Below are 22,627 nucleotides of genomic sequence, written 5' to 3'. Positions count from 1 at the left end.
TGTGTCTAATAGATAAGCTACAAGATATAAGGTTATGGTTTTTATTCCTTGCCAATATGCACCAAAGCATCACCGGTATTGATCACCGGCATATTGTTCATTCCGATGATATGGCCATTGGTCGGTGACTTAACGGGAATTTTAATCTGACCATAAGGATCCGAAATCCGTGCCAAGATCTGACCCTTTTTTACTGATTCGCCTACTTTGACACTGGCATTGAAAATCCCGGAAGCCTTAGCCCTTACCCAATTACTTTCTTTCAGGAAAACAGTCGTTTGAGGCGCAGGAGCATCCGCAAGCATTCCTAAGCTTGCCAGCATACGCTTTGTCCCATTTACTCCTTCCTCTATTCCATAGTCATCCAGACGCATAGATTCTCCACCTTCAAAGACCAAGATATGTTTCCGTGCTTTGTAGGCCTCCTTTCTGAAGGACTTCTCTATGTATTTTGAGTTGAGTATGTAGTGGGTTCCGAAAGCTTTTGCCAGATCTACCGCTACTTTATCCTTATAATCCACGCGAACTTGCGGATAATTACCCAGCATACGCCCGCCCGTATGGAAATCAATACCGTAATCAATCTGCGGTATAATTTCATTGCTGAGAATAAAGGCAATACTAGCTGCCAAAGATCCTTTTTTACTCCCCGGAAAACTACGGTTCAAATCTCTCCCATCAGGAAAAGTCCGGCTATTGGAAAGAAAGCCGTATATATTCACCAAAGGGATAAATATCAAGGTCCCTCTCAAAAGCTGCAGCCCCTCGTCTATTTCCTCCAAAAGCCTCTTGGCAGTTACCACACCATTGATTTCATCTCCATGTACTCCGCCACTGATCAAAACTACAGGGCCGTCTTCTTTGGATGATCGAATGAAAATAGGAAGATCAATTAATGTATGGGTGGGGAGTTTGGCGATTGCAATTTCTATATTCATTGACTGACCCGATCTGATCCGCACACCGTTTATGACCAATTCTTTCATGTGTGTTTATAAATTAAGTTTTTTCTTTTAGAGAAATAGTCGAGTTTAAATGGGTTATTAAATAACCTTCTGTGTGATCCCGTAGGTACGGGATGAAGCCTGTCTGGCCACAGGCAGGCTTCATTTCTTTGTTCTTTTGGCTTGGCCCAAAAGAACCAAAAGGCCAAGACGCCAGCAATCTTCCGCCCTCAGACCAGCCGCACCCTCGTGCTGCGTCACCCTCCCGATACACTGCGTTATCGGGACAGGCTAACGCGCCCTAACAACAAGCAAATCTGCTGAGGCGGTGTATGCCTGGATATAATCCCTGTACGTCGACCGCCTGTCATGGGTATTTCATCTGTTTATATTTTATTTTAAGAGGTCAGATAGCCTGTCCCGTCCGTCGCGGCGGATCGGGAGAATCTTGCCGGCTTTATATCATCCCAGTGTGTGATCCCGTAGGTAAGGTATCATGTCTGCCTGACGGCTCGATTTCATGTAATAAATTCAATTGGATGATTTCATTTCTTATTGGAGTAAAATCTTGCTTATTTCGCAAGGCACTCTAGGCTTATGAATATACAAGAAAACATTTCCCTCAAGGCATACAACACGTTTGGAATTGCTAAAAATGCGCGGTTTTTTGTCTCAATAAAATCAGTAGATGAGCTGAAAGAAGCGTTAGAATGGGCTAAAATACAGAATATCAATCCCTTGATCCTTGGTGGAGGAAGTAATATTCTATTAACCCAAAATCAGGAAACATTGGTGATTAAAATTGAAATTCAAGGCATCAAGGTAGTTCAAGAAAATGATGGGTTTTATTTCGTCGAAGTTGGTGCCGGAGTGAACTGGCATCAGTTTGTCCTTACTTCCATAGAAAATAACTGGGCAGGAATAGAGAATTTATCACTGATTCCCGGAACCGTAGGCGCATCCCCCATGCAGAACATCGGGGCGTATGGAATAGAGATCAAAGATGTATTCTCCAGCTTGAAAGCGCTTAACCGCGACACCTTAACACTACAGGAATTCAATGCCGGGCAGTGCAAATTTGGATATAGAGAAAGTATATTCAAGCATGAACTCAAGGACAAATATGTGATTTGCTCCGTGGTTTTCAGGTTGAGCAAAGAACCGAAATTCCATACAGAATACGGAGCTATTAAGGAAACGTTGGAAGCCTCAGGAATAAAAGAGCTTAGCCTAAAAGCAATATCAGATGCAGTGATTCATATTCGCCAATCAAAGCTTCCCGATCCAAAAGAAATAGGAAATTCAGGTTCATTCTTCAAAAATCCGACTATTTCTAAGGAGCACTTCAGCGTTTTGCAAAATGAGAACCCTTCCATTCCGGGTTTTCCAAATGCCGAAGGGATAAAAGTCCCGGCTGCCTGGCTGATCGAGCAATGCGGCTGGAAAGGACAGCGGTTTGGGGAAATAGGCGTACATGCAAAGCAGCCCCTTGTGCTGGTGAATTACGGTGAAGGAGACGGAAATGAAATCAAAAATTTGGCGACAAGGATTCAGCAATCTGTCCTTGAGAGATTTGGTATAACTATTCACCCGGAGGTGAATTTCCTTTAAACCAAGGGATCGTTGACCTCCAGTGTCTTTTCGTATTTGTCCACTTGTACGCCGAATTTTCTCAAGAAATCCACCCCTTCGTCGGAGCCTATGCCCTTGTATTCTGCATATGAAAAAAGGTAAATAACTCTCGAAATACCCATGGAGAAAATGATTCTAGAGCAGGCAAGACAAGGAGAAAGTGTCACAAAAAGTGTTGATCCTTCCACTGAAGTGTTATTTTTCACCGCATAAAGTATTGCATTTTGCTCAGCATGCAGGGCTAGTGAACAGCTTCCTTTACTGTCTCTGGCACATCCTTTTTCGGGGAATTCAACATCACAATTATGAGTTCCGGCAGGAGGGCCGTTATAGCCTATAGAGATAATACGTGTGTCTTTTGTGAGAACAGCTCCCACATGCTTCTTGATACAATGAGAACGTTTGGCCAAATTGACCGCCAGTTCCATAAAAATATCATCAAAATCAGGTCTAATCATTTCTTATACTTTCGCCAAAATTAGCATTAGAAATCGAAGGCGGGTAAGAATCCTAAATTTTTGGTGCAAGTTTTTCGTTAATAAAGTATAAGTTAACATTCAGATACATTCCCCGTATTGAGAAGAAAAGATTAAAGCAATGAACAATCAACGCAAAAGCCTCTTTCTATTTACACTTATTCTGGCAATCGGTCTTACCTCTTGCAGCTCCATAGAAATTTTTGAAGAGAACAATGAAATCCCCATCAAAAACCCGTATCAGTCATTTGTCATCATCAATCAGGAAGTGGGGATGAGAGGTTTTTCTTCAGAATTTATAGATCACCAAGTACAAATACACTTAAGAGAAGCTTTGGAAGCACGCGGGTTAATTTACGATAAAACAACTCCTGAATTGGTAATCCGCTACACATCAAACGAAGATCCTAGAAAAAGAGAAAATTTCCAGAATTACAACCCTTACCCTTTTTGGGGTTACAGAGTATGGGATCCTTGGATGTACAATCCATACTTCAATAATCGGAATAACAATTCGGGCACAACCCACTACGAATTAGTTCAGGTGATTGTAGATTTTATCGATCAGAAAGAGGATAAACTACTGATGACTCTGACAGGGGTAACTGAAGTAAGCAGTCAGAAAAGTAAAAGTAAAAAAGTACTGAAAACCACTGATAAAATCATTGATTACTTCCTATATGAGTTGAAGCAAAGCCAATAGCTTCTACATTATTTCCCGGAAGCCGGTTACACCGGCTTTTCCCGGATTTCATCCGTATCCAAAACGCCCCCTCTTTCTGATAAAACCCTCATTTTTATTTGATACTTAGTTGGCAAAAAATTTGTGGCGCATTAATTGACTGTTACTTTTGTAACATATATAATGTATTTCAAACACAAATTTTAGTCATTTGATGCTAACCATTGTCCTGATAGATGACGATCCAATCAGTACCTTTATTACTGAAAAGCTCATTTCCAGAAATGTGAAAGAGCCCTGTCAATTCTATAAATATCTAAGTGCAAAGGCGGCTCTTAAAGAAATCTATTCCATCAAGCCCAATTACCTATTTTTGGATTTGAACATGCCGGAGATGACAGGTTGGGATTTTCTGGATAATTTTAATTCTGAGCAGACCGAAGCTCAAATCTACATATTGAGTAGTTCTGTGGACGAGAGGGATATCAGCAAAGCCAGCCGCTACAGTGTAGTGAAAGACTATCTCTCAAAACCCCTCATAAAAAAAAATATCAAATCTATTTTCAATTAATTCCCGACAGAGGCATTTACTTGCTTAAAAACGGGCTTTCAAACTTAATATCCACCATTTTTCTTTCTCTCACCTAAGCTGCCATATAGAGATGGCAGCGTAGAACTATCCTGTAAAACTATCGGAATATAGGTCGCGTAAAAAAAGTTGAAAAAAAATATATCCGCAGTATGGTGCTAATTATTTTTTTACTTTAATTCGTATCATTCAACTATTAAAAAACCCCTATCTAAACTACTATGGAGGATTTTGACGACGATTTCGAAGATGACGACAACTTCGCTGATGAGGAGGATTTCGACAATGATTTCGAAGATGAATATGATCTCGACGAAGAGAGTGGATTTGTCGATGACAACATCTTGGATTTTGATGAGGCCGATGAAGAGGAAGATTTCGATGATGATCAGTTCGATTAACGGGATTCCTTTGGTTAATTGGACTGAAGAATTTATCTTCGGGCAATCTTTAGAATTTCAACAATTTGATCATGATACTACTTGACGTTTTCAGTTCTCCGCTCGCCGGAGGTGCCCAGACCTTCCTAGTAATTGTATGTATATTAATCGGTCTTGGAGCCGGAATAACTGCAATAGACACCAGGAGCACATTCACCAAGAAGAAGAAAGCTGATCATTAATAACTTATATCTTAATTAAAAGGAGGCAAATGCCTCCTTTTTTTATGCCCACTGAAACACGCTTAGAGACCAAACCACATCAATTCAACTTTCCGGAGAAAATTCACTTTCCAGTAAAGCGAGGAGGTTTCTCTTGGAATTTTCTCTGTAGTTTTCCTGTGAAAAATCCAGATCAGGCAAAGTCATCACCTGATCAAATTGTTCTACTCCTCTTTCCCGGCCAGAGGTAATCAGCGTTATCTTCTTTGCATTCCTATGGGCTAATTGCAGCAATTCATAGCAAGCCTTACCTTCAGAAGACTGGCTATCGTATCTCCCCTCTCCCGTAATTATCAGATCGGCCCATTTCACTTTAATTTCCAGATTCACCGTCTCAAAAAAATACTCGGATCCAAACTTGATTTCCGTCTCAAAAAAAGCCGATAAGCCCAACGCAATTCCGCCCGCAGCTCCAAATCCAGATCTGTCTTCAAAAGTTTTCTTCTGTTTAAGAAACAAGCGGTCAATGACAGTTTTACATTCTTCTTCGTAAGTCTCAATTTGGTTTGGCAAAATTCCTTTTTGCGGGCCAAATACGGGAATTGCTCCCCTATCGCCGAAAAAAGTATTTCTAACATCACAAAGGCAGGAAAAACGAATGTTGTTGGGTGTTCGCAAAGATCTCTGAATGTGTCTGATTTTGGAAAGATAATTAGGAGAAAACTGTGTCAATTCCCTTCCCCTCTCATCCAAAAAAACTACTCCTAAAGCGGCTAGCATCCCTATTGCCAAATCAACTGTAGCGCTTCCGCCAAGTCCCAATATTATCTCCTCAGCGCCTAAGTCCACAGCATGCCCGATAAGCAGACCTGTACCAAAGCTGGATGCTACAAAGGGCTTCTTGGCCTCATTTCCCAACTTTGCTATTCCCGAGGCAGTAGAAACGTCTATATAGGCTTTTTTAGCGTCTTTATCCCATCCATAGGAGCAGGGAATGGGTCTTCCAAAGGGATCAAGAGCCCAAACACTCTTTCTTTCCAACTTTAGAATCTCAGTCAACAACTCACAGGTACCGTCTCCACCGTCAGCAATTGGAAGAACTTCTGTATTGACCTTGGAAAACTTATTGCGGATAAAAGTCTGTATTATTTCACCTGATTCACGTGCACTCATCGTGCCTTTGAATGCATTGGGAGAAATCAGGATATTCATAGCAATCAGGAATTTTTCATTCTTCGAAAATAATCCTTTGAAGCAGCTCTTACTTTTGGAGCTAAGTAAAATGTGGAGACCATAGTAGGAACGGCCATAATCGCATACATGCCATCCACCAAGCTAACCACCACCTCCAGGGAAGCTACAGCACCGGCAACGATTGTGATCAAATAGAAATAATTGTAATAATCGGCTCTTTTGGCTCCAAACAGATAGCCAAAACACTTATGACCATAATAAGAGTAGGTGAACATAGTGGACAGCGCAAAAACCAATACAGCAAACATCAACAGGTATCTACCTACTACCGGAAGCGCCATATCAAAAGCCGCGAGTGTAAGCCTCACACCATCCTTTTCGGTTGATTCCCACACGCCCGTAAGCATAATCACCAAAGCTGTCAACGTACAGACGATCACTGTATCGATAAAAGGACCAAGCATTGCAATCAAACCTTCACGAATAGGCTCATTGTTTTTGGAAGCACCATGTACCATGGGAGCAGTACCAATACCCGCTTCATTGGAGAAGGCTGCCCGTCTCGCTCCTACGACAATCACAGCCCCTACAGCTCCCCCTGCCACCGCCTCTCCTGTAAATGCATCAGTTACGATTTTCAACAGCATCTCAGGTACATCTCCTAGGTATTTGAATACGATAATAATCACCGTGACAAAATACAGCCCGACCATAAACGGAACCATCTTAGCCGCCACTGCAGCGATTCTCTTGATTCCTCCAAGAATTACGATCGCTACAAGTACCATCATTGTAATGCCTATAATCCATCGCGTCTTATCTCCTTCGTCCAGTCCTGCCGGTTCGAGAATTACCGTTCTGAGTACGGCAGTTAATTGATTGGCTTGAAAAATCGCCAGCAAACCTAAAATGCCTGCTGTACAAAAAATGACCGACAGGAACTTCCACTTTTTTCCCATCCCCTCTTCTATTACATACATGGGACCTCCTTGTATTTGTCCTTCGGAATCTTTTCCCCTATACATAATGGCGAGACTACAGGTATAAAACTTGGTTGCCATGCCTACAAAAGCAGAGACCCACATCCAAAAAATTGCACCGGGGCCGCCCATATTTATTGCGATAGCCACACCACTGATATTTCCAAGACCTACCGTGGCTGCAATAGCCGCAGACAATGCCTGAAAGGATGTGATCTGACCAGGCGCCATACTATCATCGTATTTCCCGCGAAGCAATCCTACCGCATGACCTATGCGACGAAAAGGAACAAACCCTGAGTGAAACAATAAAACCATTCCTCCGCCCATTAATATGATAAGCATTGGGGTTCCCCAAATCCAGTTAGCAAAGGAAATAATGTACTCGCCCATTAAGTGTTTATTGTTCCGGTAATCAAATTACCTGATTGTATCATTTAAATTAACATCCATATTAGGTTCATTTTAATCAATTTCAAAGAAGATTTCCGTCTAAGCAATAAAAAACCCGACTTCCGCCGGGTCTTTTAATTCTTTAATATGGTTTACCAATTGACTTTTGGAGATCGGTAGAAGCCTATACCGTTGATATCCCAGCGCTTACCCTGAATAGCAATTCTCTTCTGAAAATCTTCCCAGTTTCTCCGTTCATTGGATGACCAGGCGACTTCGGCCAAAGCTGCCAATCTAGGGAAAGCCATATATTCGATGTCTGCACGGCTGGCGATAGTTTCAGTCCACAGCGGTGCTTCAACACCCAAAATATCCGATTTGTTTATCCCTTCTGAATAAGTGGCAGGATCCCAATTGTACGCATCATCAAGTTCTATATAAGCTGCCCAGTGAAGTCCCAGTGTAGAAGTGGAATCATATTGCATATCAAGGTAGGCGCGCTTGGCAGGTGACATCAGTATTTGATTTCCTTGCTCCTTAGCCAAGTTTGCATTTTCTTCCAACGCCCAAAACTGAGCTACTGATCCGGGTAGCAGTTTTGCTGTGGCTATTTCATCCCAACCTATGCTCTTTTTACCATACTTGGTGACGATCTCCTGCACACGCTCTACAAAATAAATATAGTCAGCCTTCTCAGTGACATGTGACTCATCTCCACCAATATGAATATATGGTCCGGGAGTAAGCTCTACCAGTTCTCTTATTACATCCTCTACAAAAGTATAAGTGATCTCTTTGTTGGTGGCGAATGTGCTAAATCCCACTTCAATCCCCGTGTAAATCTCGGCAGGCTGAGGATTCTTGTCAAGAATGTCAAAATCAATCTTGCCTTCATTCATTATAGCGAAATCACCATTCGGCAGATTCACCCCCGGGTTTAGTTCTCCGTAAGACGCCAAAGCAGCATTGGTATGACCCGGCATATCTATTTCCGGTACGACTGTGATAAATCTATCAGCTGCGTATTTGACGATTTCGACATAATCTTCTTGGGTGAAAAATCCACCTTCAGTTCCCCCAACCTCGGTTTTCCCTCCTATTTCGGTCAATTTTGGCCAAGATTTGATTTCAATTCTCCAGCCCTGATCATCAGACAAATGTAGATGGAGGTAGTTGAATTTCAGGCTTCCCATCTGATCGATGTAATGCTTCACGTCTTCTACACTTATAAAGTGTCTAGCCACATCCAGCATTGCTCCTCTATAGGCAAACTCCGGTTCATCTTCAATTTTGCCATTTGATACCAACCAATCATGAGCTACGACAGAAGTGTTTTCTATCTCCACAGGAAGAGCTTTGATTAAAGTCTGCATCCCATAATACAACCCAGCGGCAGAAGTGGATGATATTTTTATCCAATCACTTTTGATTTCAATACTATATTTTTCTGAGGCCTCTCCGGAGATCAATTCCAAAATCAAATCGCCTTTACCAGTGCCTACAGGAATATCATATCCGGTGGCCGGACGTAGCTTTTCTGCCAAGTAATCTCCCACCCTTTTCAAGTCCTCACCACTTCCTACCAATTGAATGGAAGATCCTGAACCTAATTCAAATACTCCCGATGAGGATAAGATAGAGCTTGGAATTGGAATAATGCCCGTCTGGTCCAAAGGTATTGAATTTGGCGCTTGACAAGAACTGATAGAAAATGCTACAAGTGCAGCAATGATCTGTAAGGTATGCTTCATAAGATAAAAGGTTTGAGTAAACTTAATCTATTTTTTCAATAATCTCCCCAGCACTAATTGATTTTATAATTAAACAGCTATTCTTGTCTATTCATAAATCTCTTCAGCATAAGTCGAAGTATTTTTATGAGTGGACTCAAGATTGTGCGTTGTTTTTGATAATTTCAAATTTTACAGATCAGGAATTTGTCCGGTCAAATAAATCCAAAACCCTCTTTAACATAACTATTAATCTAATGAAAAGTGAAGGCTCAAATTCTGGGAATTCCAGAAGAAAATTTCTCAAAGGCTCTGCATTGGCAGCAGCCGGGTTTTACATTGTTCCCAGGCATGTCTTAGGAGGTCCCGGTTTTATAGCTCCAAGTGACAAACTTAGGGTAGCCGGTATTGGTGTAGGTGGAATGGGAGGAAGTGATGTACGTGGTATAACCCAAACAGGAAAAGTTGACTTTGTAGCACTTTGCGATGTAGATGATAGTAGAGCAAAGTCAAGTAGGGAATTACACCCAAAAGCTAACTATTACAAGGATTTCCGGGACTTGCTGGAAAAGGAGGAAAAGAATATTGACGCAGTCACTGTATCCACTCCCGATCACATGCATGCTGTAGCGGCCATGACTGCCATGAAAATGGGTAAGCATGTCTATGTGCAAAAACCACTTGCCCACGATATCTACGAGGCTAGAATGCTTACTGAAGCAGCTGAAAAATATAAAGTAGTCACCCAAATGGGTAATCAGGGTTCTTCAGGGGATGGTGTCCGTCAAATGGTGGAGTGGTACGAAGCAGGATTAATAGGTGACGCTACCAAAGTATATTCATGGACAGATAGACCGGTATGGCCTCAGGGGATCCAATGGCCTACAGAACCTGTGACTCCTCCCGCTGATTTGGACTGGGATCTTTGGTTAGGGACAGCACCATACAAAGATTACGTAGGCAATCTAGTTCCGTTTAACTGGCGTGGATGGTGGGATTATGGAACAGGTGCACTAGGCGATATGGCTTGCCACATTATGGAGCCTCCATTCCGGGTTTTGGGTCTTGGCTATCCGAAATCCGCCGAGTGTTCTGTAGGTTCTGTATATGTGGGTGAATTTAAAAGAGGCTACTTCCCTGAAAGCTGTCCTCCTTCTTCCCATATTACTTTACGATTTGACAGACCGGGAAAAGATGACCTTGAATTCCATTGGATGGATGGGGGCATTCAACCTACCAGACCTGAGGAATTGGCTCCAAACGAGCAAATGGGAGATGGCGGTAATGGCGTTATAATAGAAGGCACTAAAGGAAAAATGATGTGCTCTACATACGGTAAAAATCCGCAGTTGCTACCTACTTCAAAAACCCAAGAAGTAAATACTCCTCAGACGCTGCACAGGGTTTCCGGTGGAGATAGTGGTCACTACAATAACTGGGTAGAAGCCTGTATCGCCGGACATGGATCAGAGGAGTTCAAGAACTTAAGTTCACCATTCTCTATCGCAGGTCCATTGACTGAATCTGTCCTGATGGGAAATCTTGCTATAAGAAGCTACGATTACAGAACCCCTAAGCCTGATAATGCCAACCAATTCGATTATCCGGGCAGAGGAATCAAGCTAGTATGGGATGGTCCTGAGATGAAGGTTACCAACTTCGAACCTGCCAATCAATTTGTTCGCAGGGAATACAGAGGAGATTATTCACTTTAATAAAAAAAACGGCTTTGAAAATATTTTCAAAGCCGTTTTCACTATTGCTCTACTTCCAGTTCTACTCTTCTGTTTTTGGATCTCCCTACTTCTGTTGCATTGGAAGCAAGTGGCTTTGTACCTCCCCAGCCTGAGATCCTGAGACTCTCGAAGGCAACTCCCTGTCCGGTCAAGAAATCCCGCACGCTTCCGGCTCTTTCCAATGAAAGTCCTTTGTTCAGCCCCGGATCCCCCGCATTGTCCGTATGCCCATGGATTCTGAGTTTCATACTCGGGTTTTCCAATAAGAATTCCGCCAATTCTTTCAATGAAGCTTTTGTCTGCTCTCCTTCCAATTCTGCAGTTCCTCTTTTGAAGTTCACATTATCAAGCAATACCACATTTCCAGACTCTGCTTTTGTCATTAGAACCACAGTAGGCTCACCGGTCTTTATCTCATTGAGTGAAATAATTTTCGGGAAATACCCTTCGGCATTGACCTTTATCTCTCCCACTTTTGTATCCTCCAATTCTGAAAATTTAATAGGGTCAGTTGCACTTTTGGAAACTATTGAGTCTCCTACTTTCCAGGTGATAGTGTAAGGAACCAATTTCTTATTCTTTGCATCCACGACGAACCAAGAAATAGGATTTTCTTCCTTATCGGCACTTTTTTCCATTACTTTCACCTCAGGAATTCCAATAGTAGTAGAAGGATAAATTGGCACCACTGACACGCTTTTGGCCTCTGCCTGAGGGATCTCAGGAGTCAAAGGCTCAGAAGCAGCCGCGGTAAACTCCTCCGGTATCACTAGAGGAACCACGGTTTCGAAAGTTAATAAGTCTGCAAAACCATCGCTATTCTGCGTGCTAGTCCACACCACCTCTTCCTCATTGATAAATGTAACTGAAACTTCAGATCCCGGAGAACTCACTTGCTGCCATATTACCGGTTTGCTCCAGTTATCCCAGCCGTCTCCCATTCGTTTTGAAATAAATATATCCTTCCCCTGTGCTCCCTCGTGCATATTGGAAGAGAAATACAATTTTTGTGTTTTAGAATCGTAGTAAGGACTCATCTCCTGTCCCTTGGTATTTATAGCAGCCCCAATGTTGACAGGGGTTGACCATGCGATCGGTCCGGTTTTCTCGCTCACATAGATATCTTCATTTCCTTTGGAATCTTTTCCCTTTCCTGAAAGAAAAATCACATTCCCGCCCGAAGCCACTCTACCGGTGACCTGCCCGGAAATCCCTTCCAGACCATCCATGGTTACCTGACGAAGAAAATTCCATTCAGTACCAAACTTGGAATATTGGTAAATCCCGAATCTCTTACCTCCTGTATGATACACCAGCAGGGTAAGGTAATCTTCCAAGCCCAGGGAAAAATCATATCCATCTGTGCTGAGATCTGCGCGGTGAACTGCTTCTTGCCATTCTCCGGACTCGGATTTTCTGGTCATCCAGATATCTCCGGGATCTGTGATGCCCCCAATATTATCAGGGTGAAAAGCACGGGTGAACAGTAGCGTATTGTCTCCAATCCATACCGGATTCATATCATCCTGTGGACTATTGGCTCCGGAAAGTGATACTATCTTTTGAGCTTCCAGATTACCTGAAAAGCAAAAAGCAAGTAGCATTGCGCCACTTGCTCCTTTTAATACATTCGTGAATTTTCTCATAGTTTATTGATCCAGCACAATGGCAAATACCAATGGTGCTACGATCGTTGCATCAGACTCGATGATAAATTTCGGAGTATCTATTCCCAACTTGCCCCAAGTGATTTTTTCATTTGGCACAGCTCCGGAATACGAACCGTAAGAAGTGGTCGAATCAGAGATCTGACAGAAATATCCCCAAAGCGGCACATTATCTCTCTGCAAGTCCTGATGCAACATCGGCACCACACATATAGGGAAGTCTCCTGCAATTCCCCCGCCAATCTGGAAAAATCCGATAGTACTTTCGTCGGTTGCGGTATTAGTATACCATTCGGCTAGGTACATCATGTACTCAATTCCGCTGCGTACGGTGTGTACATTCTTCACATCACCGGAGATCACATGACCTGCAAACATATTTCCCAACGTAGAATCTTCCCATCCCGGCACAATGATAGGCAGGTTTTTCTTAGCTGCCTCCAGCAACCAGCTGTCCTTGGGATCGATTTGATAAGACCCTTCCAACTTACCGGATAGGAGAATTTTATAGAAAAACTCGTGCGGAAAGAAAGCTTCTCCGGCCTGATCCGCCTTTACCCATTCTTCCAAGATCACATTTTCAATTCTTCGCATAGCTTCCATTTCAGGAATGCAGGTATCAGTCACACGATTCATGTGCCGCTCTACCAAATCCTGCTCCTGTGCAGGAGTAAGCTCACGGTAGTTTGGAATCCTCTCATAATAATCATGCGCCACCAAATTGAAGACGTCCTCTTCCAAATTTGCACCTGTACAGGTGATGATTTGGATTTTGTCTTGACGGATCATCTCAGCAAGAGAAATACCCAGCTCAGCAGTAGACATCGCTCCCGCCAGGGTGACCATCATCTTACCACCATTGTCCAGATGGCTTTTATATCCTTCTGCGGCATCGATCAATGCGGCTGCATTGAAATGACGGTAGTTATGCTTTAAAAATTCAGTGATTTTCATTCTATAAATTTTCGTTAGAGTGCCAAAATTACCCAATTTTTTCCCACAAAAAAACCCAGTCTAAACCGGGTTTCACTAGTTGGAAAGAGTAACTCAACTTATTTAGCTGTGTCCGTAGGAGACGAAGTGTACTCTTTATTAATTCCTTCAATTACGGTGGAAGTAAGGTCAATTGCATCATTGGCGTACCAAACTGCTCCGCCCCTGGTGTAGCTCAAGATCACATCAATGTTATTGGTTTCGGCATAACTTTTAAGATACTTCTGAACTTTGTCATAAACGTCGCTATAAAGAGTAGACTCATCAGCCGACAATTCCTGCATCAGATTATCACGGTAGGTCATCAAGTTTTGCTCTTTCTTAGCCAATTCCTCTTGCTTAGCTCTAGCCTGATTTTGAGTCATATTGCCACCAGTCTGTTGGAAAGTTTGGATTTCCTGTTCAAATCCCCTAGCTCTGCTTTGAAGATCGCCTTCAAATTTCTTTCCTTTTTCGGTAAGCTCTTCTGATTTCTTCTTAAAGTAATCATACTTATTGATCACGCTGTCAGTGTAAACAAAAGCGATGTTCAATTCGCCTTGTTTCACTTCTTTGGAAGTGCTTTCGCCAGCCGCTGTAGAAGTTTCAGCTTTATCACAGCTGTATAGAAGCATTGTAGCAAGGCTCAATGCACCGATTAGTATTAGTCCTCTTTTCACTTTGTAGATGTTAATGATTACAAGGTCGCAAATATAAAGAAAGTATTGATTTTACAAGAATTGACTAAAAATCTCTCTCAAACTTTAAAATCCACCTTTCAAAAATACAACTCTTGGGCTAGCCTATATACCATGGTATGAGCTTCGACTATTTTGGATACCTGAGAGGAATATCCACCGCCCATACAGCACATTATTGGTACATTCAGAGATTTAGCCAGCTTCAGAATAATAGCATCGCGGGTTTTCACACCGGCTAAACTCAATGACAACCTTCCCAATTTGTCACTATCCAACACATCCACCCCAGACTGATAGATGATGAAGTCAGGTGTGAATTTTTTCAGAATGAGTTCAAGCTGAGATTGAAGAATTGCTAAATATTCCTGATCTCCGGTCCCATCCGCCACCGCACAGTCTAGGTCAGAAACTTCTTTGTGCATAGGGTAGTTTTTTTCTCCATGCATGCTGAACGTGAAAACAGATGGATCATCAGCAAATATACTTGCAGTGCCATTGCCCTGATGTACGTCTAGATCAATAATCAAAACTTTCTTAGAAAACTGATTGTCAATCAAATAGTTAGCCACAACAGCAATATCATTTAACAAGCAAAAGCCCTCTCCCCGATCAGCAAAAGCATGGTGGGTGCCTCCTGCTATGTTCATCGCAACCCCATACTCCAAGGCATACAGCGCAGCTTGTATAGAACCCTGCACAATAATAACCTCCCTATCCACCAGTTCTTTAGACAAAGGAAAACCCGTAGCGCGAACTTCTGATTTGGACAAAGTCAACTGCTTAAGCTTATTCCAATATTCCCTCGTATGGGTATTTAGAATCCATTTTTCACTTACAGGAGTCGGTTCAAAGAAATTCTCCTCAGTCACCACCCCTTCGTATAATAACTGACCCGGGAGCAACTCATATTTCTCCATCGGAAATCTATGATTTTCGGGCAATGGATGCTTATATATAGGCGAAAATGCAATTTTCAGCATAAAAAAACGCTTGTGGTTAGCAAGCGTTGTTTGGTGTTTACGGCTAAAATACCATCAATCTTCGATATCCTCCTCTTCTTCGGATTGAAAAGCATACATGGTATCGTCAAGCTTTAGCGTGTCATCGTTAAATTCCTTAATAAAATTTGAAATCACAGTCTCATCTATATGATCCACATTCAAACCGGCATCTACACCTATGCCGAAATCATGATGAGTATCCACATCTACGAATTCCTGTACTTTCACACTTTCCTCCTCTTCGATTTCCATGATAATTTCGGTGATAAACCAACCGATTTCCTCCTCCTCACTTGTCAATGGCTTCAGATTGCCATTTTCATCTTCTTCATAGGATATACTTTTAAAATTTGGAAATTTCTGAGCGGCCTTATGTTCAGCCAATTCATATACTTCACTGGCATGATGTAGCCTAAGTGTGTACAATGCTGCATCGTATATTACTTCTTTGCCTTGATACATTCCTATGAAATAGAAATTCACAAACTCGTCGGAGTTTTCTTCATCGGGAATGATTTTGAAGGTCTTATTGAGCTTACTTAGCTCTTCCTTTAGCTCCTCGATGCGCTGCGGGTCAAAACCTGGATTTGAGATTGACATAGGTCAAATATTTAAAGAATATTTAGTTTAAGTGATTAGCAGGTCAATAGTACTAAATCCTTTAGTAATATAGCATCAAAATCTAATCGAATTTTATTAATTACACAAAGTCTTCTTAAGAAATTGTAATGAAATGGGATGTTTTTTAGAATCACAATACCCTGAAATTCAAGGAGAAAATTGATTTTTGTTTTTTCAGTATAACTGCAAGAGTGAATTTTTTGTTTTTCGTATTTACTGATTTTTAGGCAGAGTAAAATAAGGCGCATTATTAGAACGAATGAAATGGTCAAATAATCTTCATTTCCTACATTTCTGCCTCAAAAAAATCATTTTCTCGAATAGAGGGTTTCAAATCATGGACTAAGCCTTTAAGAGAATGAGTGACTCACAGAGCATTCTGTCTTGAAAGCTCAACCATTGCCCCTTACATCTAAGCAAGTCGTATTAAATCCGGCCTGCATTTTTGAAAACCTGATAAATATCATCTAATCAGATGGAATGGAAAGGGCATGAATTTCGTTACTTGATTTACGTTGCATTATATTTGTATTTCTAACATTAATCTTAAGCCGAGTGATAATTATAGTCTTCTTCTTGTTGCATTGGTATTTCTCCCTGTTTTGCCAAAGCTTCTTCCTACACAGATACGCTGCCCATCAAATGTTCTACATGAATAAGTATTGGGAAAAGTTCTTCTATTTCTTCACATGGATGTGGCAAGGCAGCTCATACCTTTCTCCACGGGCATATGCTATCTTACATAGAATGCACCATGCCTACAGTGATACCCCAAAAGATCCACATAGCCCTCATCATACAGAGAATTTATTTACCATGATGTGGAAGACAAAGAATATTTACAATGAGTATTTTTCTTTCCGTCTGAAACCTGAAGAGCGATTCTCCAAGGATATTCCTGATTGGAACAAATTTGACAAATTTGCAGACACCATGATTGTGAGGGTAAGCTGGGGATTACTGTATGTAGCCATCTATGTACTTTGTATCTCTGTATTTGATCTGCCCGGTACACATTGGTGGATGTATTTCCTTCTCCCTATTCACTTCCTTATGGGGCCAGTGCATGGCGCTATTGTAAACTGGAGCGGGCACAAGTACGGGTATGCGAATTTTGACAACAATGACCAGTCTAAAAACAGTCTTCTTCTAGACGTTTTGATGCTGGGAGAGTTGTTCCAAAACAATCACCACAGACTTCCCAACAGACCAAATTTCGCTGTTAAATGGTATGAATTTGACCCTACTTACCCGATCGTGAAATTGCTTCACATGACAAGGATAATCAAATTAAGACCTGCATAATTGAAATGGCCTCAAATGAGGCCATTTTTGTTGAAATCGATAAATTAGAGTACAAACGTCAGATCTCTTTGGTTAAAAAATATTAAAAGTAAAGGTGGTTTTTTTTGCAATTGTGAAACTAAACGAATAATTTTCTAGCAATTAAAACTTAACGCCTTATTTATGAAACCATTAACAAGAGCAGAAGAGGATATCATGCAGATCCTCTGGGATATCGAACGAGGGTTCGTGAAAGATATCCTTACTCCGATGAGCGAACCGAAGCCCGCCTATAACACTGTCTCGACAATTGTCAGGATTTTGGAAAGAAAAGGATTTGTAAGCCACAAATCTTACGGTAAAAGTCACGAGTACTTTCCAATTGTTTCCAAAGACGAATATCGTTCATTCATCATTAAGAAAATGCTGGATGGCTATTTCGAAAATTCTTTCGGAAAACTCACTGATTTTTTCAAAAATGACGAGACACTGAATACGAAATCGTATCAATAGCCATTTTTGAAAAAGTGAAAAAGAACAAAAACCTGGTAGTAATACCAGGTTTTTTTATCTCTAACTTATATTCCATTTTTGCCCCGATAGGCGTTATTCCGACATATCTCGGCAAGCTTTTTCGACTTTATCAATTCACTTCTTTTAATAATTCTTCTACAGCCTTCTGAAGTTGCTGATCTTGTCCCTGATCAATTTTGCCCGGCATATTTTTCACTTCAAATTGAGGTTTGGTCTCGTTATTCTCCAGCCATTCTCCCGCTTTATTCTTAGCCGATATAGGTACGGCTCCCCAGCGTGATCCATCAGGTAAAGCTTCCCAGCCGGCAAATGAACAGGTGCCCGGCGTAGGCATTCCCACTGTCTTACCTATCTTTAAATCAGTGTAACCACAGGCGAAGCAATGCCCGTCAGAATAATTGGCTTCATTGAACATCGCCAGCGTAGGCTTAGTCCATCGGGCAGTAGGCTCGTATCCTACTTCCCTCGCCTCAGTAGCGTAAGTCAGAAATTTCTCTCCCGTGAAAAACATGGCCAAGTCAGCTACCAAATCACCGCCTCCATTGAATCTGGTATCTACGATTACAGCCTCACTATCATGGTATTTGCCCATCATCTCCTCATACACGTTTCTATAAGGTTCATCACTCATGCCCGGAATATGCACATAGCCGAGTTTGCCATCACTAAGACTGTCCACTTCTGCCTGATTCATTTTCACCCATCGCTTGTACAGCAATTGATTTTCTGTCCTAAGCGAAATCGGCTTGACAGTAACTTGCTTTCTCTCCTTCGACTCCGGATTTACCAGTTCAAGTAATGTGAATGTATCCGCTTTTCGATTGAGAAACTTTGCTATATCACTTTCAGCCGTAAGGGTCTGACCATCTATTTTCTCGATAACCATTCCTTTCTTGATGTCTAAACCCGTTTTATCCAAAGGTCCACCTGCAATAACCTCCGTGATTTTAATGCCGTCACCCGTATGTTTATAATCCCAAAACACACCCAGAGATGCAGTGGCATCAGCCATATCCACAGATCTTGAGTATCGGGCACCGGCATGTGACACATTCAATTCTCCTATCATCTCTGAGATCATCTCAGAAAACTCGTAGCTATTACCTATGGATGGAAGATACTTCTGATAATCTACCTTGGCAGAATCCCAATCAACCCCATGCATGTCCGGCGTATAGAATATGCCTTTGGTGCGGAGCCATACGTGCTCAAACATATAGGCCATTTCTGCTTCCTTATCATACGTCATTTCACCTGAGATTTTAATCGCCTCCTTTTTCATCCCTTCAGGATTGATCTTAGAGATGCTTCCATTGCTTAGCAGATAAAGAAATTTCTGATCCTTATCCCAGGTCAAATTCGCATAATTGGCATCTAAGCTAAGTTCCTGCTTTGTCTCCTTGGTTCTAAGATCTGTGCTCCATAGATTCATTCCCTTCTCAAATGCCGCCAAATAATAAAGTTTATCTCCATCCTTTGACAAAACCGCATCTCCAAGAGAAGAAGAATGAATCGTCAATTTGGCTTTCCGGTCTTCTATTCCATCCCACTCAAACTTCAAATCCCCAACCTTCTTGTCTTTTTCTTTGTCCTTCTCCTTATCCTCTTTTGATTTATCGTCCTTCTCTTCCTTCTTATTGGCTTTCTCTATTTCCTTCATCAAGTCAAAGTCTTCTTTGGATAGGGTGAATTTCTCCCAAGCAGTCTTATCAAAAAAGAGGGTATAGACATCATTCTGGCTTTGTCCACTGGTAGCATAGCTCCGCAAACCGTCTCGATTGGAGAACCACAGCATTTGTTTTCCATCGTTCACCCACATCGCATTGTCATCTCCGTACCCACTTTTAGTCAGGTTTTTCATCTTCTGCTTGCCGGAAGCATCCAAGAGCACGACTTCGGAATTTGCCATTGTAGGTCTATAAGTAGCCAAAAGCCACTTGCTGTCAGGAGCCCAAGTGAAGTACTGATCTCCATCACGCATATGGAAAAGTTCATCCGGAGTCATCAGCGTAACAGTTTCCTGCGATGCCAAGTCCAATACTTTTAGAGTTCTTCTGTCTTCCACATAAGCCAGCTTTTTCCCATCCGGGGAAAACTTGGGTAAGTAAGCCTCACCTTCTGATTTTACGAGTGGTTTCTCTTCCAGCAGTGTTGAAGCAAAGAAAAAAGGCTCTTCTGATCTTACTTTGGTACTTTGGAAAATCTGCCACTTGCCCTCTCTTTCACTTGCATAGACCAGTGATTTTCCGTCAGGGGCAAACTCCACAAAGCGTTCCTGCTCCGGAGTATTTGTGATTCTTTTAGTGAAAGATCCGTCCACTGAAGTCACAAAAACCTCTCCTCTAGCCACAAAAGCAATCTCTTTGCCATCGGGAGAAATGGACATTTCTCTTACGCCTCCATTGATAGAGATGTAATTATCTGAATTGGTAATTGCTTGTGTCTGGAGCGTGATCGCGAGCTTCTTTGGAGCTTGCCCCTTGCGAAGTGTATAGAGTTCTCCATCGTATCCAAAGCTCATCAACCCATCACTGGAAATGCTCAAAAAACGGACTGGGAAATTCTCCAATGTAGTAAGTGCCTCTGTTTGGGAAGGATCGGCAGCATTCATTGCAAAGATATTGAAGCTTCCATTGGCCTCGCTCAGGTAATAGATCTCCGATTCATCAGGAGAAAAGACCGGGTTTCTATCTTCTCCATAGAAGGTGGTCAGCATTTTATGGGTGTTGGCTTTGGTGTCATAGAGCCAGATGTCTCTGGCAATGCCCGACTGATGGTGCTTGCGCCATTCATTCTCTCCTCCCTTTTTGTCGTGGTAGATCATCTTGCTTCCGTCCTTGCTCACCTTCGTATATTCAGCAGGAACCGTCAAGATCTGATCTACCCTTCCACCCTTACGGGGGACGGAATATAGCTCAGGCTGCGAACCCGATGGATATTGTCTATGCTCAGCCATATCCATCCGCTGGGTTCCAAATAGTATCGATTGATCATCCGCGGAGAATTCAAATGGCAGTTCATCATTCGAATGAAATGTAAGTCTGGTAGCAGGGCCGCCTTCAGGACTCATGGTGAAAATATCAAAGTTACCATAGCGGTCAGAAGCGAAAGCGATTGTCTTTCCATCGTGACTCCATACAGCCTGATAATCATGAGCCTCGTGAAATGTAAGCTGTCGGGCAACTCCCCCAGAACTGGCTACTAAATACAGATCACCCTTATAGGTAAAGACAATCCGGGTTCCATCGGGAGAAATAGCCGGATAGCGCATCCATCTGGGAGCTTCTTGTGCTATTGAAATATTGCCCAATAAACAGCATATGAGCAGTGCAAAAATCTTTAATCTTTTAGTCATAAAGTTGGATTTAGTGCTTTAAATTAAACAAAAATCGAATTTGAATTACCTGACTTTATTTGATCGGCTTTATTCTGTACACTTAGGATTAAAATCCTATAATGGATTAAAGCTTTCCTTCATTCCTTCGGTATACAAGACTATATTTGCACCTCGAAAAATCAACTCATTGGATGAACTCATTTATAGAAGAATTACGCTGGAGAGGCATGCTTCAGGATATGACCCCCGAAATCGAAGAACACCTGACTAAAGGCATGGCTTCGGCATATCTGGGTTTTGACCCTACAGCAGATTCCCTGCATATTGGTCACTTGGTAGGTGTGATGACCTTACTGCACTTCCAGCGTGCCGGACATAAGCCATTTGCGCTCGTAGGCGGTGCTACAGGGATGATCGGAGATCCTTCCTTCAAATCCGCTGAGAGAAATCTTCTGGATAAACCTACACTGGATCACAACGTGGCATGCATTCAGGACCAACTTTCGAAGTTTTTGGATTTTTCCGGTTCTACGGCTAACAAAGCCGAACTGGTGAATAACTATGACTGGATGTCAGAATTCAGCTTTTTGGACTTTATCCGCGATATAGGAAAACACATCACCGTGAATTACATGATGTCCAAGGATTCTGTAAAAAGACGACTGGAAGACGGCAATGGGCTTTCCTTTACAGAATTCACTTATCAGCTGATCCAAGGCTATGATTTTTATCATTTGTGGAAAAATAAAAACTGCTCTATTCAGTTGGGCGGATCAGATCAATGGGGAAATATCGTAACAGGCACAGAATTGATCCGAAGAATGGGAGGAGGAAGTGCTTATGCGCTGACCGTTCCTTTGATCACCAAAGCAGATGGAACGAAATTCGGCAAAACCGAAGGCGGCTCGGTATGGCTGGATCCAGAAAAAACTTCCCCTTATGCATTCTACCAGTTTTGGCTGAATGTGTCTGATGAAGATGCTACGAAATACATCCGGATTTTTACCGTTTTGGATCAGACCACAATTGAAACACTGGAAGCTGAGCATGCCGAGGCACCGCATCTTCGCGTATTTCAAAAGGAAATAGCGAAGCAAATCACGGTTATGGTTCATGGTGAATCCAATTTTGATATGGCCGTGAAAGCATCGGAGATATTATTTGGCAAGTCTTCCACTGAAGATTTGGCGGCACTGGATGAGCGTACTTTCCTTCAGGTCTTCGAGGGCGTTCCCCAGGTTCAGGTTGATCGGGAAGAATATGCAGGACTAAATTCTATTCTGGATCTCTTTGGGGAAATTACTCAGGGAGTTGTTTTTCCATCGAAAGGAGAAGCCAGAAAAATGATCCAAGGAGGTGGAGTAAGTATCAACAAAGAAAAGCTTTCGGATCCGAACGCTGCAATTGATTTGACTCTACTTCAAAACAAATATTTGCTTGTGCAAAAAGGCAAGAAAAATTATTACATCGTGGAAGTTAAGTAAGTACATGATACTCACTCCAAAAAAGGCTTTAGGGAATCTCTAAAGCCTTTTTTTTAGGACTTTTGGTCA

Annotated in this window: 20 protein-coding genes; 9 read left to right on the top strand and 11 right to left on the bottom strand. The window is 42.0% G+C overall.

All coding sequences use genetic code 11. The annotated features are described in order from the left end of the window. Window positions 1–41 precede the first annotated feature (41 nt). Complete coding sequence (locus J2X69_RS02740; protein ID WP_310098077.1) at window positions 42–986, bottom strand: succinylglutamate desuccinylase/aspartoacylase family protein; 945 nt, start codon at window positions 984–986, stop codon at window positions 42–44. Window positions 987–1,541: 555 nt separating this feature from the next. Between J2X69_RS02740 and murB the strand changes: the two genes are divergently transcribed. Then, entirely contained in the window at window positions 1,542–2,555 is a 1,014-nt protein-coding gene (gene murB, locus J2X69_RS02735) for a UDP-N-acetylmuramate dehydrogenase (RefSeq protein WP_310098074.1), read from the top strand. Here the strand turns inward: murB and J2X69_RS02730 are convergent. Beyond that, window positions 2,552–3,034 (bottom strand): dCMP deaminase family protein, encoded by a 483-nt coding sequence (locus J2X69_RS02730; RefSeq protein ID WP_310098071.1) that lies wholly within the window; start codon window positions 3,032–3,034, stop codon window positions 2,552–2,554. The genes murB and J2X69_RS02730 overlap by 4 nt on opposite strands. Window positions 3,035–3,173: 139 nt before the next feature. Here J2X69_RS02730 and J2X69_RS02725 point away from each other — a divergent pair, with 139 nt between their 5' ends. The 4 genes from J2X69_RS02725 (at window position 3,174) to J2X69_RS02710 (ending at window position 4,945) form a co-directional block, all read left to right on the top strand. Next, window positions 3,174–3,755 (top strand): DUF4136 domain-containing protein, encoded by a 582-nt coding sequence (locus J2X69_RS02725; RefSeq protein ID WP_310098067.1) that lies wholly within the window; start codon window positions 3,174–3,176, stop codon window positions 3,753–3,755. Window positions 3,756–3,948: 193 nt separating this feature from the next. After that, complete coding sequence (locus tag J2X69_RS02720) at window positions 3,949–4,305, top strand: response regulator (protein ID WP_310098065.1); 357 nt, start codon at window positions 3,949–3,951, stop codon at window positions 4,303–4,305. Window positions 4,306–4,544: 239 nt separating this feature from the next. Beyond that, window positions 4,545–4,724, top strand: coding sequence for a hypothetical protein (locus J2X69_RS02715; protein WP_310098062.1), 180 nt, complete (start codon window positions 4,545–4,547; stop codon window positions 4,722–4,724). A 71-nt stretch (window positions 4,725–4,795) separates the two neighbouring features. Further along, window positions 4,796–4,945, top strand: coding sequence for a hypothetical protein (locus J2X69_RS02710; protein WP_192351808.1), 150 nt, complete (start codon window positions 4,796–4,798; stop codon window positions 4,943–4,945). An 84-nt stretch (window positions 4,946–5,029) separates the two neighbouring features. Here J2X69_RS02710 and J2X69_RS02705 read toward each other — a convergent pair whose 3' ends face one another. The 3 genes from J2X69_RS02705 to J2X69_RS02695 form a co-directional block, all read right to left on the bottom strand. Beyond that, window positions 5,030–6,136, bottom strand: a complete 1,107-nt coding sequence (locus tag J2X69_RS02705; RefSeq protein WP_310098055.1) for a glycerate kinase — start codon at window positions 6,134–6,136, stop codon at window positions 5,030–5,032. A gap of 5 nt (window positions 6,137–6,141) precedes the next feature. Beyond that, the gene (locus J2X69_RS02700; protein ID WP_310098052.1) at window positions 6,142–7,491 is read right to left on the bottom strand and encodes an alanine/glycine:cation symporter family protein; all 1,350 of its coding nucleotides are present in this window, start codon (window positions 7,489–7,491) and stop codon (window positions 6,142–6,144) included. A 152-nt stretch (window positions 7,492–7,643) separates the two neighbouring features. Continuing rightward, window positions 7,644–9,242: a family 20 glycosylhydrolase gene (locus J2X69_RS02695; RefSeq protein ID WP_310098048.1), complete on the bottom strand. Its 1,599-nt coding sequence runs from the start codon at window positions 9,240–9,242 to the stop codon at window positions 7,644–7,646. Window positions 9,243–9,478: 236 nt separating this feature from the next. On the opposite strand from J2X69_RS02695, the gene J2X69_RS02690 reads away from it, so the two are divergent. Beyond that, the gene (locus J2X69_RS02690) at window positions 9,479–10,936 is read left to right on the top strand and encodes a Gfo/Idh/MocA family oxidoreductase (protein ID WP_310098045.1); all 1,458 of its coding nucleotides are present in this window, start codon (window positions 9,479–9,481) and stop codon (window positions 10,934–10,936) included. 41 nt (window positions 10,937–10,977) lie between these two features. Here J2X69_RS02690 and J2X69_RS02685 read toward each other — a convergent pair whose 3' ends face one another. From J2X69_RS02685 to J2X69_RS02665, 5 genes are all read right to left on the bottom strand, one after another. Then, entirely contained in the window at window positions 10,978–12,603 is a 1,626-nt protein-coding gene (locus J2X69_RS02685; protein WP_310098042.1) for an OmpA family protein, read from the bottom strand. A 3-nt stretch (window positions 12,604–12,606) separates the two neighbouring features. Further along, a complete protein-coding gene (locus tag J2X69_RS02680) occupies window positions 12,607–13,578 on the bottom strand; it encodes a deoxyhypusine synthase family protein (RefSeq protein ID WP_310098039.1) in 972 nt (323 codons plus the stop codon). A 98-nt stretch (window positions 13,579–13,676) separates the two neighbouring features. Beyond that, on the bottom strand, window positions 13,677–14,276 hold the full coding sequence (locus tag J2X69_RS02675; RefSeq protein WP_310098036.1) for an OmpH family outer membrane protein: 600 nt from the start codon (window positions 14,274–14,276) through the stop codon (window positions 13,677–13,679). A gap of 98 nt (window positions 14,277–14,374) precedes the next feature. Next, window positions 14,375–15,277 carry a histone deacetylase gene (locus J2X69_RS02670; RefSeq protein WP_310098034.1) on the bottom strand — a complete coding sequence of 301 codons (903 nt, stop codon included), beginning with the start codon at window positions 15,275–15,277 and terminating at the stop codon, window positions 14,375–14,377. Between the two features lie 54 nt (window positions 15,278–15,331). Continuing rightward, complete coding sequence (locus tag J2X69_RS02665) at window positions 15,332–15,898, bottom strand: hypothetical protein (protein ID WP_310098032.1); 567 nt, start codon at window positions 15,896–15,898, stop codon at window positions 15,332–15,334. Window positions 15,899–16,474: 576 nt separating this feature from the next. Between J2X69_RS02665 and J2X69_RS02660 the strand changes: the two genes are divergently transcribed. Together J2X69_RS02660 and J2X69_RS02655 are read left to right on the top strand one after the other, a co-directional pair. Then, window positions 16,475–17,224 carry an acyl-CoA desaturase gene (locus J2X69_RS02660; RefSeq protein WP_310098029.1) on the top strand — a complete coding sequence of 250 codons (750 nt, stop codon included), beginning with the start codon at window positions 16,475–16,477 and terminating at the stop codon, window positions 17,222–17,224. Window positions 17,225–17,386: 162 nt separating this feature from the next. Beyond that, window positions 17,387–17,716 carry a BlaI/MecI/CopY family transcriptional regulator gene (locus J2X69_RS02655; protein ID WP_310098024.1) on the top strand — a complete coding sequence of 110 codons (330 nt, stop codon included), beginning with the start codon at window positions 17,387–17,389 and terminating at the stop codon, window positions 17,714–17,716. Between the two features lie 130 nt (window positions 17,717–17,846). Here J2X69_RS02655 and J2X69_RS02650 read toward each other — a convergent pair whose 3' ends face one another. After that, entirely contained in the window at window positions 17,847–21,092 is a 3,246-nt protein-coding gene (locus J2X69_RS02650) for a S41 family peptidase (protein ID WP_310098021.1), read from the bottom strand. 173 nt (window positions 21,093–21,265) lie between these two features. Between J2X69_RS02650 and tyrS the strand changes: the two genes are divergently transcribed. Further along, window positions 21,266–22,558 (top strand): tyrosine--tRNA ligase, encoded by a 1,293-nt coding sequence (gene tyrS / locus J2X69_RS02645; RefSeq protein ID WP_310098019.1) that lies wholly within the window; start codon window positions 21,266–21,268, stop codon window positions 22,556–22,558. Window positions 22,559–22,627: the final 69 nt, after the last annotated feature.

Origin of the sequence: Algoriphagus sp. 4150, assembly GCF_031457395.1 — a bacterium.
Taxonomy (GTDB): Bacteria; Bacteroidota; Bacteroidia; order Cytophagales; family Cyclobacteriaceae; genus Algoriphagus.
Note: the sequence above shows the minus strand (reverse complement) of the source record. Positions and strands in the feature narration are given on the sequence as shown.